Source organism: Halapricum desulfuricans, assembly GCF_017094525.1.
GTDB classification, from domain to species: Archaea; Halobacteriota; Halobacteria; order Halobacteriales; family Haloarculaceae; genus Halapricum; species Halapricum desulfuricans.
In genome coordinates this window covers 1,346,437-1,362,587 of the sequence record NZ_CP064788.1, presented here as the reverse complement: position 1 = coordinate 1,362,587, position 16,151 = coordinate 1,346,437, and the positions used below count along the sequence as shown (strand labels likewise).

The following is a 16,151-nucleotide window of genomic DNA, read 5'->3' as shown; positions in this document are numbered from 1 at the left end:
CGGTTCCCTGTCGTTCCTTGTCGCGTGTCACTCGTCTTTGAGCCGCTCGTAGGCGGCCGCGACGCGCTTGAACCGCTCTTCGTCGCCGCCGTCGGTGTCTGGATGCACTGCTTTCACTCTCTCCCGGTAGGCCCGTTTGATCGTCTCCTGGTCGGCCTCAGGATCGACACCGAGTCTGCGGGCGGCCTCCGCGACGCTCGGACTGTCGGTTTGCCCGGGCGGTCGCTTTTGCGTACCACCGCTGCGCTGGTCGGCGCGCCGGTGTCTCCGACTCCCGGAACCGGGTGGTCGCCAGTCCCCGCGAGGACCGGCCCCGAACCCGCCGCGATCTCGTTGCCCCTCTGCCCGCCCGCGGCGGGCGTCGCGATCGCCCCGGCATCTCGCGTTTCGCTCGGCTTGCCGCTGGACGCGCGCGTAGAGACGGCCCGCGAGCCGGCCCGTGCCGTGGATCCACAGGAGGTAGGCCACGGCACCGAACACTGCCGCGACCGCGAGCACGATCGGGTTGTAGACGACGCCGAGGAGCGCGAGCAAAAGCGCCATCCCGCCGAACGCCGCGGCGAGCCCGACCAGCAGGCGTGATTCGTACACGGACTGCCTTCGGACAGGCGACGCCTAAACGTCCCGGCAGCGGCAGAGCGTGTCGGGACTTCTGGGTCGCACCGGAGACGTGGCAGCCGTGCTACCACCAGTGTCAAGCGTTCGTGCGTGCTATCGTCAGACATGAGCGTCTCGGGACTCTGTGACGTCTGTGGACAGCCGGACGTTGACCACGTCTGTGACCGGTGTGGGCGGCTGGTCTGTGACCGTCACTATGACGCCGAACTGGGAGTCTGCACCGAGTGTGGTTCGGAGATCGGAGGGGATCGGGACGACGCGGATACGTATCGATTCTAGGCGAGCGTGCCCGTATCAGCGCGGCGTGCAAACGAAGACAGTTCGATCGTCATCCGGGCCGTAACCGTCGACCGGTTCGATGTCGAGTCCGTGTTCGGCCAGCGCCAGCGCGATATCCAGATCGTTGAACGGCGTTATTGGCCGCATGTCGACGCAGACGTGGCCGTCGGGGTTCATCTGCACGATCCGGGCGTATCGACTGTCGTCCGCTTCGCCAACGTCGATCGCGACGACGACGTCGAACTCCGAATCGACCGGGATTCCCGGAACGCCGGCGGCGTGATAGTCGACATCGATTTTCTCCTTGGCACGGGAGAGCATCCCCTCGTTCGGGTCCATGGCGGTCACGTCGTAGCCGTCCGCGGCGAACCGGCGGGTGTGTTCGCCGGTTCCACACCCGATCTCCAGCAACCGCAGATCTTCAGGGTCTCGGCCATCGAGCAGATCGCGGACGAACGCGCAGTCCCGGTCGTAGTCCCACTCCGACTGGATCGCGTCGTAGAGTTCCGGATTGTCGGTGTATAGCTGTTCTATACGCCGACAGGAGACGCGGTGGCCGATAATACCGTCGTTCGATCGTCCTGAACCACGTCACTGACCCATACTCCCAAGGGCTCTGGTGCGTAATAGCCTGTATGTCATTCCCAGGCTCAGGAAAGGATCTCGAGTGTCGGTGCACGCGCTGCAGGTACAACAACAGCGGTTCGTGTGGCTATCAGGGACGGATCCTCATCAACCAGAACGGCGAGTGCGAGATGATGGAGACCGGGTTCGAAGGACCGCCCGGCCCGCACGGACAGTCGGAGTGAGACTCGTTCGAATCCCACTGCTGCATTTGGGGCTCACGGCTCGCTTCGCTCGCCGTTCGCTTCCTCGAGGCCTCCCTTCGGTCGGCCTCGCTATGCGAGGGAGGGGATTCGAACCGAACCCAGACGTGCTCGCTTCGCTGCGCGCGACTGGTAGGCTTCGAATCCACCAGACGATTCGGTGCGGCGCGATGTTGTGCCGCACACTCATGCGAGGGAGGGGATTCGAACCCCTGGACCCCTGTGGGAGCGGGTCTTAAGCCCGCCGCCTTTGGCCAGGCTCAGCCACCCTCGCGCGTCCGCAACTCGGAGTGGGAGCCGAAAAGCGGTTTCGGATCGGAGACGGAATCGCAGGTGTGGCCCTACATCTCGTAGGCGTAGATCCGTTCCGGATCCGGAAAAAAAGCTGACGGGTCGTCATGCTCAATCGTCCCCAAGTGCGTTCCGTCGATCTTCTGTACGTGCGTGTACATCTGGTCGCGATCCATAGCAGTTCTAACTAGCGGTGCCGCGAACTGGAGCTGGTACGTTCCCGCGATGAACAGCGCGATGTTCGCGTCGTGGTCGAGACACTCAGTGACCACGAACGCGAATCCCATTGATTCGGCCTGGTAAACTCCGGTTTCCTCGAACGTTGCCTGTTCGTATGCGTCCAGAAAATCGTCCGCAAAATTGCTCGGAACTACATACGAGAGCCCCCACTCGTCGGTATCCCCGGACGACGGCGGCTTCGGGGTTGTATCCCCCGCAGCGATGGTTACTGTTTCGTACCCGGTATCCGCTCGGTCAGCTGCCATTCGCCGCATGTCTTCGACCGTCTGTTCCCAGCCGCTCTGTGCTTCGTCGCTCGCCTGCGCCAGATGCTCACTCGTGTCGGGACCCGCTCCGTCCGGACCTGTTCGAACCATATCTGTATCTCTCGCTGCGGACAAATAAATGGTATCCGGATACGTGTGCGTGTCGACACCGACTGGTACTGCCAACTATACGCTTTCGAACGGATTCGACACGACGGTGTGCCGAATATCGTCTCGAACTGATATCCGAGAGTAGAAAGCGTACTGTCGTGTCTCACACCGAGACGCCGAGTGCGTATTCCAATATCAGTGACACTCCGAGTACGACCAGGCTGGTCACGAATACCTTTATGTTCCGGCTGATCCGGTCAGGGTGCGGGACAGGATTGTCATCGAGTGGTGGTAACTGTTGAATCCGCTCTTCGAACGCGAGTGGATCGTCGGAATCGACAGTGATCCGTTTCTTCCGTTTCCGGGGCGATTTGGGCTGTATTCCGAAGCTTCCGATCCCGAAGAGGACGAAGCCGACGACGAAAAGGATATATTTCAGCGTCAGCAGCCCGCTTCCGAAGAGCACGGCTCCTACCGCGCTCACGCCAACGATCATCACCGAGACGGTGCCGACCCAAAACGCGAACTCGATAGAACGGTATATTTCACTCGTCACTTGTACGGCGGGAGAGGACCGTATCGACATCTTCGTACTCGTTCGTGTGGCGATGGCAGTAACTGTACCGATCCGACTCCGAAACGACGTGATTTTCCGGTTTTTCGCGGTCGCAGACACTGCTGAACTCCTCGTACAGGTACTCTCTGGCCTTACTCGGATACCCGTCTTCGACGTATTCGACCGCTACGTCGATATGCTCCGCGATATCTGCAGGGACATCGATGTCTCCGAACAGGTCCGAAGCCGTCTCGTTGATATCGTCGAACCGGGAGAACCGGCCGAGTCCTCGCTTCGCAATGTCTGCCGTACTGAGATCCATTCGGGACCGCTCTCGGATGATTTCACGGAACTGTTCGATCCGGTCCCAAACGTCCTCATCAAGGTCGGTATGCGATTCGGGGCGTATTTTCGCGGGACAGCGCGTCGCGAACGGACAGCCAGCGGGCGCGTCACGTGGGCTCGGTGGCGTCCCCGGAAGCGTTATCCGCCGCGTCGCGTCCGTCGGGTCCGGCCTGGGAATGGCCGATATGAGCGACTTCGTGTACGGATTCGAAGGATTCTGAAACAGGTCCTCGGTTTCGCCCAGTTCCATAATCTTTCCGAGATACATCACCGCGACTCGATCACAAATATGACGGACAACAGACAGGTCGTGCGCGATAAACAGGTATGTGAGGTCGAACTCTTCCTGCAAGTCTTCGAGCAAACTAATAATCTTGGCCTGTACACTCACGTCCAGTGCCGAGACGGGTTCGTCCAGAACCAGAAACTCCGGTTCGAGAGCCAGTGCTCGCGCGATCCCGACTCGCTGGCGCTGACCGCCGGAAAACTGGTGTGGATATCGGAAGTAGTGTTCGTCGCTCAAGCCAACCGCGTCCAGCAGATCGAGCACACGCTCGCGGCGGTCTTGCTTGCCCTTCCAATCGTGAGCGTCGAGCGGCTCACGAATAATCTCGCCGACAGTCATCCGGTCGTTGAGACTCGATTCGGGGTCCTGAAACACCATCTGGGCGTTTCGCCGCCACTCTTTCAGGTCCGATCCGGACAGTGTCGTAATGTCCGTCCCGTCGAACAAGATCGAGCCTTCGGTGGGCGTTTCGAGTCGCAATAACGTCCGGCCGAGCGTGCTCTTGCCACAGCCTGATTCGCCGACCAACCCGAGCGTTTCGCCACGCTCGATCGTGAAGTCGACACCGTCGACAGCTTTCACTGGCGGCCCTGCGAAGATCCCGTCACCGCCGTAGTGCTTTCTTAGACCGCTCACTTCGATCAGGGTATCGTCCCGAACGGTTGATTTTGACTCTCCGATCGTTTCGCTCATGTATCGTCCTCCGTTCCGTCGCCTTTCGCCAGATGTGTCTCGATTCGACTCGATTCCGGTTCGCCCTCCGGGTACAACAGGCACGCCGCTGTATGGTCGATTTCGTCGCTCACGGACACGTGCTGTGGCGGGACTTTATCACAGGCACCGAACGCTTTCGGGCAGCGGGGTGCGAACCGACAGTAATCCGCCGGTTCGTTCGGGGTCGGCACACTGCCCTCGATCGTCTGGAGCCCCTCTTTCCGAGAGTGTTCGCCCGGAATCGAGTCGATGAGTGCTCTGGTATAGGGGTGTCTCGGGTTCTCGAACAGCTCTTCGACCGGTGCCTGTTCGACTATCTGTCCAGCGTACATGACATTGACGCGGTCGGCGACATCCGCTATGACACCCATGTCGTGGGTGATAAATAGGATTGACAGGTTTCGCTCTTCCTGAAGTTCTTTGAGGAGATCGAGGATCTGGGCCTGGATCGTCACGTCCAGTGCGGTCGTCGGTTCGTCACAGATCAGGAAATCGGGATCGCAAGCCAGCATCATCGCAATGACTGCTCGCTGGCGCATTCCTCCGGAGAACTGGTGTGGATACTCGTCGAGTCGGCGCTTTGCGTCCGGTATACCGACTGATTCGAGCAAGTTCGTCGCTTCTTCGATCGCCTCTTTCCCCGTGATGTCGCGGTTGATCCGCAGTGACTCGCGGATCTGATTTCCGATTGTGTAGACCGGATTCAACGACTGCTGTGGGTCCTGGAAGACCATCCCGATACCGCTGCCACGGATCGATTGATACTGCGCCTCCGAGAGATCGGTGAGCTCCTGTCCATCAAACGTGATCGAGGATTCCGGTTCGATTCGTCCGGGAGCGTCGATCAAACCCATGATCGAGCGTGCAGTGACGCTCTTTCCGGAACCTGACTCGCCGACGATGCCGACTGTCTCGCCCAGCCTGACGTCGAAACTAATCGAATCGACGGCTCGTATCGTCTCTCTGTCGGTGTAAAACACGGTCTGAAGGTTGTCCACCGACAGGATCGGTTCTTCGTCACTCATTGTGATAGATTTGTCCGATGACATCATCCGCCACCTCCTGCTGCGGCCTCTTCGCCCTCTGTGCTCCCAGCCTCGGGATCGATCGCGTCTCGGATTCCGTCACCGAGTGCGTTCAGGCCCGTTACCAGTAGCACGATCATCAGTCCCGGTATCATGGAAATATGCCACGACGGACTCGACACGTAATCCTGACCCATCGAAATCGCGCGTCCCCAGGCCGGTGTTGGGGGTGAGATCCCCAGTCCGTTGCCGAGGAACGAAAGCGCTGCGAGACCGATGATGATGCCACCAGCCGACATCGATGCGTAGACGAGCAGATACCCGACGATGTAGGGAAACATATGCTTGCGCATTATTTTTCGCGGCTGTTGCCCGTAGCTCTTCGCCGCGAGTATCCACTCCTCTTGTGCGACCTGCAACGCCGGACCACGGACTGCACGCCACAGGAACGGCCACGTGGTGAACGCGAAGATGAGCGCCAGCAAGAACCCGCCATTGAGGACGTTTCCGAGCCAGTGATTTGCGAAGACGGCGCTGATCAAGATCAACAGTAGCAACCTGGGAATCGAGACGACGCCGTCAGCAGTCGTCAGAACGGCCAGATCGACCGATCCACCGTAGTACGCCGATATCATCGACAGTAGTGCCGCGACGAGTGCCGCGCCGCCGATCGCGATGCCCGCGACCATCAATGTGATCCGGGCACCCCCCATCATAAAGGTAAACAGGTCACGACCGTTCGTGAGCGTCCCGAACGGATGGAATCGTCCATAATCGTCATATGACATCGGCCCGACGTTGAACTCGGCGGACCCTTTCGACTTGGAGTTGAAGTTTGCCTGACCGGGATAGATGTCATCGACCGTTCCGGTTTCCCCGTTGAAATACTGTATCTTGTCGCTGTAGGGACTCATGATGTTCTGCTCGACTGTCGTCGGTCCGAGCGCAGATCCGAACACTGCCATCGTCAGAAATAGCACCAGAACCAGCAGTCCGAATTTTCCCCACTGGTGGTTCCTGAGGTTGTCGACGATATCGTCAGTCGGCGTCCAGTCCGCCTCGCGGTAGTGGGCGCGATAGACGACCCAGCCCTGAAACACCCAGTAGGACGTGAGCAGGGCATACGCGACAATGAGCAACGCCCGAAGTGCCCACGCGTATGCTGGTTCAAGTCCGAGGAACGTACCCTTCCATGGTCCGTTCGGCCCCGCTTTGTATCCCTGATTCGGGATCACTTCGCGACTGAACAGGTGGGGGAGCCCGTCGACGAATCCGCCGGCATCGCGAAGCACTCCGACGGCAGCGTTCTGCGCGCCGGCGACCGACTGTGCGAGTCCCGTCGAAATCAGCCCCAGGAGAACCTCAAGGAGACCTGTGACTGCAATGACTGCTGCGTCCAGTGTCCCGACCGCGATTCCCGCGTAGGTCGGGAATTCGACAGCGATGAGCACGAGCATCGGGACAGCCCACCGGAGGAACGGTTTCGGGTCGCTCGCGATGCGCGTGTACAACGACAGTTCGTCACGTTGTGTGAGTTCTTTCCGGATTGATCCGGTGTCGGTCATATCAGACATGGTTATTCGGTATCCTCGAGGCTAATTCGGGGATCGATGTAGGTGTACAGCAGGTCTTGCGTGATATTGAACGCTATCTGAATGATAATGAAGATGAATATCAGCGCCATCACCAGCGGGATGTCCGGGCCGAGAACCGCCCTGAAGAACAGGTTACCGAGTCCGTTGATCCCGAACACCTGTTCGACGAGGACGGAACCGCCGATCAGCAGATAGAACTCGCCCATGATAACCGGCAGCAGCGGGATGACCGCGTTGCGTCCGACGTGCTTGAGGACGATCCGTCGTGACGACACCCCTTTAGCTTTGGCGGTTTCGACGTACTTGGAATTGATACTCTCTAGGACAGCCGTTCGACCGATTCGAACCTCGTTGCCCATCGACGACGACCCTAGGACCAGTGCACCCGGTAGGATCCACTTGAACGCGATCGCCATCGGAACGATGTTCGGGACTGGGATCCCGACTGCTTCGAGTATCGGGATCCCCTCGAAGACAGGATGGACGGTAAAGAGGTTCCGAACGGCGTCCGGTGTTCCGCCGACCGGGGTTTCGACGAGGAAAGTCCGATACCAGTCGAGGGCCCCACCGGCCGAAATCAGCCCGGCGAGAATTACTGCGAGCCAGAAGTTCGGCATGGCACGCCAGATGATACCGAACCCGGACGACGCGTAGTCGCGATAGGTATTCGCCCGCAGGCCAGCGTACAGACCGAGCGGGATCCCGACGATCAGTGCGATCATCACTGACCAGAACCCGAGCCAGATGGTCGGGGCCATCCGGCCGAGGATGAGTTCAGTGACTGGCACCTGTCGCTTGATCGTCCACGAGTCGCCGAACTGGAACGTGACCAGGTCGCGGATAACCCTGTAATACTGGTCCCAAAGCGGTACCCGCTCACCGTTCGGGTAGATGATATTGAGCTGGATCCGGAGTTGACGGATATCCGTCGGAGTCGCATCCCGGCCGAGGATCGTTCCCACCGGGTCGATCGGCCCCAAGTAGAGAATCAGAAACGACAGGGTCAACCCGAACAGCATTACGGGAATCGCCAACAGCAGGCGTTTGACGAGGTAAAGCGAACGATTCATCTGCCGATCACCTGCCCTGGATCGGGCGGAGCGTCAAGCGAATTCCGAGAGAGATCGAAATCTGCCGCCCGACGGGACCGCGACATCGAACTCGGTCCACCTGGGAAGACGGTATCCCCTCGTGATCCGGCACGCACCAGATCCGGGCAACGGTCAGTCTTATAAATCGGAGACATGGTACGCGAGCACACCCGAGAAATGCGGAGGGGGAGATTTAACTATATTGATCCGGGCGCCGTTACTCTTGCCAGTGGTTCCGGTATCCTTCGGCGCCACCGGGGAAGACCTGCGGGGGCGTCAGGTGGAAAGCCGATTCCCCGCGGCCTTTGAAAACGTTGCTGACGAAGTCATCGCGGGTGATGACGTACGCCATCGCCTGACGGACGGCTTTGGGGACTTCTTCCATGTTGAACGCGATGTAGAAGGTGTCGATCGTCGGCGTTCGGGCCATGTTGACGGTCTTGTCGTTGCCGATGGGGCCGTAGGTGCCGAGCTGGGTCACACCGTCTTCCTCTTCGATCGAGACCAGGCTCTGGTCGTACTGGGAAGTCGGGATCCCCGACACGTCGGCGTTGCCGTTGACGAAACGGTTGTAGATGGAGTTGGGGTCGGAGAGGATCGTGTAGCTGAGGTTGCCGACCGCCGGCTCGCCGTCGTGATAGTCTGCGAACGCCGACGCGCGGAACTCGCCGCCGACCCCGGACTGCCACTCTTCGAAGACGAACGGGCCACAGCCGACGGGGTTGCTCGAGAATTCCGACCACTCCATCTCGCCCTCGTAGCCGTCGATGTCCCCGACGATTCCTTCCGGAACCACCGAGAACGCCGAATACGCCAGCACTTCCAGCGTGAAGCCGAACGCGTTTCGCAGCGTTACCGTGAACGTGTAATCGCCGGTGGCTTCGACGGCGGTCGAACCGGGCACGACGTTGCCATCGTCGTCTTCCTCGCGGTCGATGTTCAGAACGCTGATCGGGAAGTACGTGTTCGTGGAGTTGGGCGATTCGACGAGTCGCCGGATGGAGTAGACGACGTCGTCAGCGGTGACTTCACCGTAGTCGCCGTGGAACTGGATACCTTCCTTGAGGGTAAACTCGTACTCGGTGAGGTCCTCGCTGACGGTGTAGTCCTCGACGATGAGGGGTTCGACCTCGGTGGTCCCGTTGACGTAGTTCATCGGCGCGTCGAACAGGTCCATGACCTTGTTGCCACTGGAGGTGTTGCCCGACGCGATCGGATCCAGCGAGTTGAGCGTCACTGACGTGCCGTTCAGCGTATCGCTGCCCTCGATGCCCCGAACCGAGTTGCTGGCTTTCGCCCGGGAGCCGCCCATGCCGCCCGGTGGGTTGTAGTCGACCCGGTCGTACCAGTAGCTGTCCTCGACGCTGTGGTAGATCGGCAGCATCGCGGCGGATTCCCAGATGAGTTCCTCCATCTTTCTGGTCGCGTCCGCGCGGGTCGATTGAGCCTCATCGGTGTTTTCGGGGTTGTTCTGGATGCGATCGAACTGTTCGGTCATGCTGTCGCGGACGTCAGTGTCGGTGTAGGCGTCCTCCGACCAGAACAGTCGAGCACCGTTAGGTGAGATCCCTTCGGCGTCGTAAATGGTGTTTTCGGGATCGACCAACTGCAGGAAATTGCGCGCACCCGGGTAGTCGGCGACCCAGCCGAGCGTAAACGCCTGCATGTCGCCGTTCTCGGTTTTGTCGAGCAGTTGCCCGAAGTCGGCCTCGCTGGTGTTCATGTCGATATAGGCCTGTTCCAGGCGGCCACGGACCGTCTCCGCGATCTCTCCCCACGCAGGGCTGACATACTGGAGCCAATCCAGTTCGAACCGGTTGTCGGGACCGTATCCCGCCTCTTCCATCACGGCCTTGGCCTCGCCTATGCGGATCTCGTTGGCCCCGTACGGGTACGACACATCGGAGCCCGGGGTTTCAGTACCGTTGCCGTTGCCGTTGCCGTTGCCGTTACCGTTGCCACCGCCACTGCAACCGGCGAGTCCCACAGTCAGGGCGGATGCACCGGTCGCCTGCAGGAATCGTCGTCGCTTCATCTGGTCGTCTTCGGACATCCTGTGTGACCAATTAGCAGGCCGAGGTTTAAAAGTACCGCTATTTCGTATGACGGTGTAGAGAAAAATTCGGGATAATCGATGTGTGATTCTTTTTATTGCACAAACCGAGTGTGACCCAAATTGTTGATAAAGAGGCGACGGTTCCGGCGTTTGCTGATCACAGAAATATTTGATTTCCGTCCGATACCGGGAACTCCCTTCCTTTCTCCGCCGGCATCAAGTGGCACGGTCGATAGTATTAGCAACAGGCTATACTATGGGAGTCACATGGGCGTGTCTTGGAAGCCATACGAGGGCGAACCCCGAAGTACCGTCGTCGGGGATGTGCGCGTCTCCGAGCCGATCGAAGCGGACTACTTCGATCTCGAACGGGAACTGCTGGTATATCTTCCACCGAGCTACGAGGACAGCGACGACACGTATCCGATCGTGTACATGCACGACGGACAGAACCTCTTCGACAGGGAGACCAGCTACGACGGCGAGTGGCGCGTCGACGAGACGATGGAACGGCTGGCGGCCGAGGGGATCGAAGCGATCGTCGTCGGAATCCCGAACGCAGGGGAACAGCGACCGATCGAGTACGCGCCGTTCTACGACCACACTGAAGCACCGGACGACGTCAACCTGCCCGACGACGTGGAACCGCTTGGAGACGCCCACGCGGACTGGCTACTCGAAACCGTCCGACCGGCCGTCGAATCGACGGTTCGTGTCTCGGAGGTACGCGGTGTATTCGGTTCCTCGATGGGCGGACTGATCAGCCTCTATTCGTTCTTTCGGGATCCGGAGGCGTTCGCGTTCGTCGGCGCGATGAGTCCGGCCGTCGGCGGGCCCTGGCACGAAATTTTCGAGTTCATCGAAGACGCCGGGTACGTCGACGGTCGCGTCTACGTCGACGTCGGCGGCGACGAGTTCCCGGACGACTCCGGCCGGTCAGCCGCGTTCGAGAGCGGTGCCGAACGGCTGGTCGAAACCCTGGAAACGATGGGGTACGACGAGCGACTCCGGTACGTCTACGACGAGGGCGCGACTCACCACGAGTCGGCGTGGGCCGATCGGTTTCCCGACGCGATCCGGTTTCTGCTCGAGTAGTGAATCGTGATCGCGACAGCGTAGATGACCCGCTGGTGACTCTGGTAGCCCGAGACCGCCGGTTGAGAATCGTAATCGCCTGTTCAGGTCGTCTATGTACAGGACTCACACAGGGCGTGCCGTCGATAGACGGTCGGGCTGTCCAGTTCCTGCCCGCAGTGCTGACATTGGTGGTACGCTTTGACTTGCATACAGTTGACCTCAGTGGAGTCGCAGGTAAAGGGGTTACAGAACGGGCGGGTTCTGCCTCTTTTTAGGCCTGCCAAAAACACTGATGGGAGAGGAACGCTTTTGCCGGGGCCGAACAAAGCATATATCCGAACCATGGAATCCGAAGATCTCCAAGAGATGCTCGAACAGAACGGTGAGCTGATGGTCGCGGTCAGCGAGTTCGATCAGCCCCTCGAATTGCACCTGCACGACGCCGAGATCGGCGACGAGACAGTTCGACTCCGCCTGACTGACGGCGTCCTCGAGTTCGACGTCGACGAGGTCACCGGGGCCTGGCAGCATACTCACTCGCTCGCGGACCTCGGCCTCGAATAACTGCGGATCGCTGTTTTCCTAGACGAACCGATCGTCGGCGTACTCGCGGCTGTCGTCGTCGGCCACCGGCGGCTGGATCGGCATTCCTTCGGCGCTGTCGAACGGCGTCGAGACCTTGCCGATCGGTTCGTAGCTGATCGATCGTCAGGCAATGACAGTTACACTGTGACGACAATGACGACGCCCGGATCGTCACAGACTGCCGCAAATGTTTCCGCCATATCGAACTCTTGTTTTGCTTTTCAGAAATACATTTCCGGATTGAGAAACTATATGGGGATCGCGTTCGTATCGGTGATTGCAATGAGCACTCAGAGGGAGATCCGCCAGCAGGCAGGCACCGTCGAGGAGAACCGGCTTCGTCTCGAGCAGGGGAAAGCCGAGCAGATCGTCGAGGCGCTGAACACCGACCTCGCTTCGACGTACGTCCTGTATCACCAGCTCAAGAAGCACCACTGGAACGTCGAGGGCGCGGAGTTCCACGACGTACACGAGTACCTCGGCGAGGCCGCCGGACGTGCCGAAGAGGCTGCCGACGAACTCGCCGAACGACTGCAGGCTATCGGTGGCACGCCGATCGCGAGCGGGAAGAGCCTCGAAGAACACGCGCCGGTCGAACCCGAGGGCGAGGACGTCTACGACATCCGGACGTCCCTGGAGAACGACCTGGAGATCTACGGCGAGATCATCGAGAGTCTCCGCGATCACGTCGACCTCGCGACCAACCTCGGTGACCACGCGACCGCCGAGGTCCTCCGGCAGATCCTCGTCGAAGTGGAAGAAGACGCCCACCACCTCGACCACTACCTCGAAGACGACACGCTGGTCGTCAGCGAGTGATCAGCACGTCGGTCGGCAACGCGCCGAGCGGACGAGCGGCATGAGTCGTGAGACGGCAAGCGATTAACGCGGGCGAGCGAGCGTCCGGCACGAGGGACGCTCTCGGTCGGGCCTGTGCGACCGAGCACGGCGAACGCCCCAAAAGATCGGGAGACGCAATGTCGGGACCCAGTCCGTTGTTTTAAGACTCTCTTCCACCAGTGTGTAGTATATGTCTCGCACGGCCACATTCGAGGTCTTCCGCGACAACGCTGGCGAGTGGCGATGGCGCCTCGTCGCCAGCAACGGGAACATCATCGCCGACAGCGGCGAAGGGTATCAATCGAAACAAGGCGTGCAGCGCGGCATCGACAGTGTGAAACGAAGTGCAGCCGATGCGGATGTTCAGTTTGTGACGGACGAGTGATAGTAGCCCACGCATCGTCCTGACGCGACACGTACCGCTTCTCTCGTCGATACCGCCGAGTCTCCGGAGCTGAGAGCCTCAGAGCCGCGCCTCTTCGAACAGTCGCCAGAAGCAGCATTCTGGCGATTCAAGGGCTATATAACCAGATTTCGGGGGGTACGGTGATATCTTGTAATTTTTACGTCGAGGCGTTCTGCTGACGCACAACTCAATGTCATCCCGATTGCGTCACCCACTCATTGCGGTCACCGCGACGGTGTTGCTGACAGTACCCTGGATCGGGACCTTTCTCTCCCACGGTGGCTATGGTACGGTCCATCCGGGCGAGAACATCGCTGCAGGACTGGCTGTCATCGTCGGTGGGGGGGCCATTCTCGGAGCCGCGTTCCTGCTCGCGTGGGCCGCCGAGACAGCCGAGAAAGACGTCCCGAGAGCCTTCGCTATCGCAGTTCTGGCGGTTCTCGCCGTCGCCCCGGAGTACGCCGTTGACGCGCTGTACGCCTGGCAGGCCGGCGGCGGGTCGAGCGAGGCGGCTAACCTCGCCGTCGCAAACATGACGGGCGCGAACCGTATTCTCATCGGCCTCGGGTGGTCGGGCATCGCCCTGTTCAGTATCTACCGCGCGGTACGATCGTCCGATCCGGCGGTCGAACGTCGGCCGGGCACGCTCGCAGACGTGGTCACACTCGATCGCGGTATCTCCCTGGAAATTGTCTTCTTGTTGGCTGCGACAGTAGTCGCGTTCCTGGTTCCGCTCAGCGGCGGGATCGGACCAGTCGATTCGCTCGTGCTCGTCGGGATTTATGTCCTCTATCTCCTCATTATCGTCCGAGGCGACATTGACGAGGCCGAGCAGCACGTCGGCGTCCCCGCGTACTTCCAGCAGTACCCGAAGGTCCCACGGGTGCTCGTGGTCCTCTTCGGGTTCGCGTTCTCGGGTGCGATTATCTTCACCGCGGTCCACCCATTCGCGGAAGGACTCGAACACGTCGGCCTCCAGTACGGCGTTCCCAAGTTCTTCATGATTCAGTGGCTCGCACCCCTTGCTTCGGAAAGTCCAGAGTTGATCGTCGTCGCGTATCTCGTGAACAAGGCGCGGACGACCGCAGGGTTCAACGCGCTCATCTCCTCGAAGATCAACCAGTGGACGCTCCTTATCGGCACGCTCGCAGTCGTCTATTCGCTCTCCGCGGGACAGGTCGGGACGCTCCCGTTCGACTCGAAGCAGACCGTGGAGATCTGGATCACCGCCGCCCAGAGCTTTTTCGCTATCGCTATCCTGACCAACTTCGAGGTCAGCACCCGTGAGGCGATAGCGCTGCTCGGGCTGTTCGTGACGCAGGTGGTCGCCGAGTTCGCTGTCGTCCAGACGTTCGCTGAACCGGCCGCAACCGAGGTGAGTATGGCCATCCTTTATGTCTATACCGCCGTGTACGTCGTCCTCGGTGTCGGTCTCCTTTTCCGCCGACGCGAGAGTGTCCGGGGGCTACTCAGACGAACCGTATCGACTACGCGCGCCGCGATAAGGACGTCACAGCCGGAACGCGCGGATTGACGCGGATCAGCTGCGAGGACGGTGGGATTTCGCCTCGCTACCGCCGTAACGCGCCGTTCGGCGTCGATCACCCCAGCAATTGTGGCTCCGGACGCTCGCCCAGCGTGAGCGCGACCGTCTCGCGACGGCCGTCGCGGACGACTTCGATCTCGATCGTGTCGCCCGGGCTCGTCCGGAGCGCGAGAAACGTCGAGAGCGTCTGTTCGGTCGGGATCGGCTGGCCACCCATACGTTTGATGACGTCGCCTTCTTCGAGGACACCGTCTGCTGGCCCGCCCTCGATCGCACTGGCGACATAGACGCCCTCCGCCGCCTCGAGGTTTGCTCTCTCGGCGATTGCTGGCGTAACCGGTCTGAGTGTGATGCCCATATACGAGTGGTTGTACTCGCCGGTCTCGATCAGCGCGGGGACGACTCGCGCGGCGAGCGCCCCCGAGATGGCGAACCCGATGTTGTCACCACCGCCGGAGTTGATCACGCCGACGACCGATCCCCGGAGATCCACCAGTGGGCCGCCACTGTTCCCGGGATTGACCGGGGCGTCGGTCTGGATCGCGTCCGGGATCGAGAACCCGCTACCGCCCGCGGCGGGGAGCGAGCGGTTCAGGCCGCTGACGATTCCCGAGGAGACCGACCCGGAAAATCCGAAGGGGTTGCCGATCGCCATGACCTCCTCGCCGATCGGTGGGTCCTGTGTCCTGAGCGGGAGCGCAGCCGCCGAGTCCGGCACCGCTTCGGGAACCAGCACCGCGAGGTCGCTGTAGATGTCTTCGGCGTGGACATCGGCCTCTCGCCAGTCGCCCGTTCGAAACCGGACGAACACGTCCGTCGCGTCTCTGACGACGTGTTCGTTGGTCACCAGCCTGCCGTCGGTATCGTAGACCCAGCCGGTACCACTGGCGACGCCCGTGCCTGTCCGGACGCGGATCTGTGCGACCGAGTCCCTGACTGCCCGGTAGACGTCGGTGAACCGGGACGGGTCGCCGCGATCGTCAGGAGTCTCCAGCGGTTCGAGATCTGTGACGTCACCCGGGAGATCGTCCGCCTCGCTTGCAGGGGCGGTCGCACACCCGGCGAGTGTGATCCCTGCGCCCGCTGCCAGCGAGCCGAGAAATCCCCGTCTCGTGGTTTCGTCTGCCATACCCTGTGTTCAGGACGTGTCGTGGATAAAGGCTCGGGGGCAAGCGCAAGCATTTTTTCGTCCCGAAGTTGACCTCTGAGTGCGGGCGTGTGGCCTAGCGGACAGGGCGAGAGGTTCCTAACCTCTCGATCGCGGGTTCGAATCCCGCCACGCCCGTTCTGCGAGGAGCGAACGCGACGAGCGAACGGGCCCCGGAGTTCGAACCCTACGAGACGAGCGAAGCGAGTCTCGGTCCGGTTCGAATCCCGCCACGCCCGTGCAGCGAAGGTAGTGAGCGAGCCGGCATGGC

17 protein-coding genes and 2 tRNA genes are annotated in these 16,151 nt (G+C 60.7%); 8 read left to right on the top strand and 11 right to left on the bottom strand.

Annotated elements, in window-relative coordinates:
* Positions 1-27: 27 nt before the first annotated feature.
* Positions 28-591, bottom strand: a complete 564-nt coding sequence (locus HSR122_RS06985; RefSeq protein ID WP_229112069.1) for a J domain-containing protein — start codon at positions 589-591, stop codon at positions 28-30.
* A 132-nt stretch (positions 592-723) separates the two neighbouring features.
* On the opposite strand from HSR122_RS06985, the gene HSR122_RS06980 reads away from it, so the two are divergent.
* Positions 724-897 (top strand): hypothetical protein, encoded by a 174-nt coding sequence (locus HSR122_RS06980; protein ID WP_229112068.1) that lies wholly within the window; start codon positions 724-726, stop codon positions 895-897.
* A 15-nt stretch (positions 898-912) separates the two neighbouring features.
* On the opposite strand, the gene HSR122_RS06975 is transcribed toward HSR122_RS06980, so the two are convergent.
* On the bottom strand, positions 913-1,341 hold the full coding sequence (locus HSR122_RS06975; protein WP_267491233.1) for a class I SAM-dependent methyltransferase: 429 nt from the start codon (positions 1,339-1,341) through the stop codon (positions 913-915).
* Between the two features lie 191 nt (positions 1,342-1,532).
* Between HSR122_RS06975 and HSR122_RS06970 the strand changes: the two genes are divergently transcribed.
* Positions 1,533-1,706, top strand: coding sequence for a hypothetical protein (locus HSR122_RS06970; RefSeq protein WP_229112066.1), 174 nt, complete (start codon positions 1,533-1,535; stop codon positions 1,704-1,706).
* A 207-nt stretch (positions 1,707-1,913) separates the two neighbouring features.
* Here the strand turns inward: HSR122_RS06970 and HSR122_RS06965 are convergent.
* The 8 genes from HSR122_RS06965 to HSR122_RS06930 form a co-directional block, all read right to left on the bottom strand.
* Positions 1,914-1,998: transfer RNA gene (locus tag HSR122_RS06965), tRNA-Leu, on the bottom strand.
* 67 nt (positions 1,999-2,065) lie between these two features.
* Positions 2,066-2,686: a DUF7529 family protein gene (locus HSR122_RS06960; protein WP_229112065.1), complete on the bottom strand. Its 621-nt coding sequence runs from the start codon at positions 2,684-2,686 to the stop codon at positions 2,066-2,068.
* A gap of 88 nt (positions 2,687-2,774) precedes the next feature.
* On the bottom strand, positions 2,775-3,197 hold the full coding sequence (locus HSR122_RS06955) for a DUF7555 family protein (protein ID WP_455428717.1): 423 nt from the start codon (positions 3,195-3,197) through the stop codon (positions 2,775-2,777).
* Positions 3,157-4,491 (bottom strand): ABC transporter ATP-binding protein, encoded by a 1,335-nt coding sequence (locus HSR122_RS06950; RefSeq protein WP_229112063.1) that lies wholly within the window; start codon positions 4,489-4,491, stop codon positions 3,157-3,159. Before HSR122_RS06950 ends, HSR122_RS06955 begins: the two co-directional genes overlap by 41 nt.
* Positions 4,488-5,537: an ABC transporter ATP-binding protein gene (locus HSR122_RS06945; protein ID WP_229112062.1), complete on the bottom strand. Its 1,050-nt coding sequence runs from the start codon at positions 5,535-5,537 to the stop codon at positions 4,488-4,490. Before HSR122_RS06945 ends, HSR122_RS06950 begins: the two co-directional genes overlap by 4 nt.
* A 23-nt stretch (positions 5,538-5,560) precedes the next feature.
* Positions 5,561-7,111 carry an ABC transporter permease gene (locus HSR122_RS06940; protein ID WP_229112061.1) on the bottom strand — a complete coding sequence of 517 codons (1,551 nt, stop codon included), beginning with the start codon at positions 7,109-7,111 and terminating at the stop codon, positions 5,561-5,563.
* A 2-nt stretch (positions 7,112-7,113) separates the two neighbouring features.
* On the bottom strand, positions 7,114-8,202 hold the full coding sequence (locus tag HSR122_RS06935) for an ABC transporter permease (RefSeq protein ID WP_229112060.1): 1,089 nt from the start codon (positions 8,200-8,202) through the stop codon (positions 7,114-7,116).
* Between the two features lie 238 nt (positions 8,203-8,440).
* Positions 8,441-10,276: an ABC transporter substrate-binding protein gene (locus tag HSR122_RS06930; RefSeq protein WP_229112059.1), complete on the bottom strand. Its 1,836-nt coding sequence runs from the start codon at positions 10,274-10,276 to the stop codon at positions 8,441-8,443.
* Positions 10,277-10,552: 276 nt separating this feature from the next.
* On the opposite strand from HSR122_RS06930, the gene HSR122_RS06925 reads away from it, so the two are divergent.
* The 5 genes from HSR122_RS06925 (at position 10,553) to HSR122_RS06905 (ending at position 14,721) form a co-directional block, all read left to right on the top strand.
* The gene (locus HSR122_RS06925; RefSeq protein WP_229112058.1) at positions 10,553-11,374 is read left to right on the top strand and encodes an alpha/beta hydrolase; all 822 of its coding nucleotides are present in this window, start codon (positions 10,553-10,555) and stop codon (positions 11,372-11,374) included.
* A gap of 324 nt (positions 11,375-11,698) precedes the next feature.
* Positions 11,699-11,920, top strand: coding sequence for a hypothetical protein (locus HSR122_RS06920; protein ID WP_229112057.1), 222 nt, complete (start codon positions 11,699-11,701; stop codon positions 11,918-11,920).
* 303 nt (positions 11,921-12,223) lie between these two features.
* Positions 12,224-12,760, top strand: coding sequence for a DNA starvation/stationary phase protection protein DpsA (gene dpsA, locus HSR122_RS06915; protein ID WP_229112056.1), 537 nt, complete (start codon positions 12,224-12,226; stop codon positions 12,758-12,760).
* 211 nt (positions 12,761-12,971) lie between these two features.
* Positions 12,972-13,166, top strand: coding sequence for an HVO_2922 family protein (locus tag HSR122_RS06910; RefSeq protein WP_229112055.1), 195 nt, complete (start codon positions 12,972-12,974; stop codon positions 13,164-13,166).
* A gap of 211 nt (positions 13,167-13,377) precedes the next feature.
* Positions 13,378-14,721 carry a sodium:calcium antiporter gene (locus HSR122_RS06905; protein WP_229112054.1) on the top strand — a complete coding sequence of 448 codons (1,344 nt, stop codon included), beginning with the start codon at positions 13,378-13,380 and terminating at the stop codon, positions 14,719-14,721.
* A 67-nt stretch (positions 14,722-14,788) separates the two neighbouring features.
* On the opposite strand, the gene HSR122_RS06900 is transcribed toward HSR122_RS06905, so the two are convergent.
* Positions 14,789-15,862, bottom strand: a complete 1,074-nt coding sequence (locus HSR122_RS06900) for a S1C family serine protease (RefSeq protein WP_229112053.1) — start codon at positions 15,860-15,862, stop codon at positions 14,789-14,791.
* 83 nt (positions 15,863-15,945) lie between these two features.
* On the opposite strand from HSR122_RS06900, the gene HSR122_RS06895 reads away from it, so the two are divergent.
* Positions 15,946-16,018, top strand: a tRNA-Arg gene (locus tag HSR122_RS06895).
* The last annotated feature ends 133 nt before the right edge of the window (positions 16,019-16,151 follow it).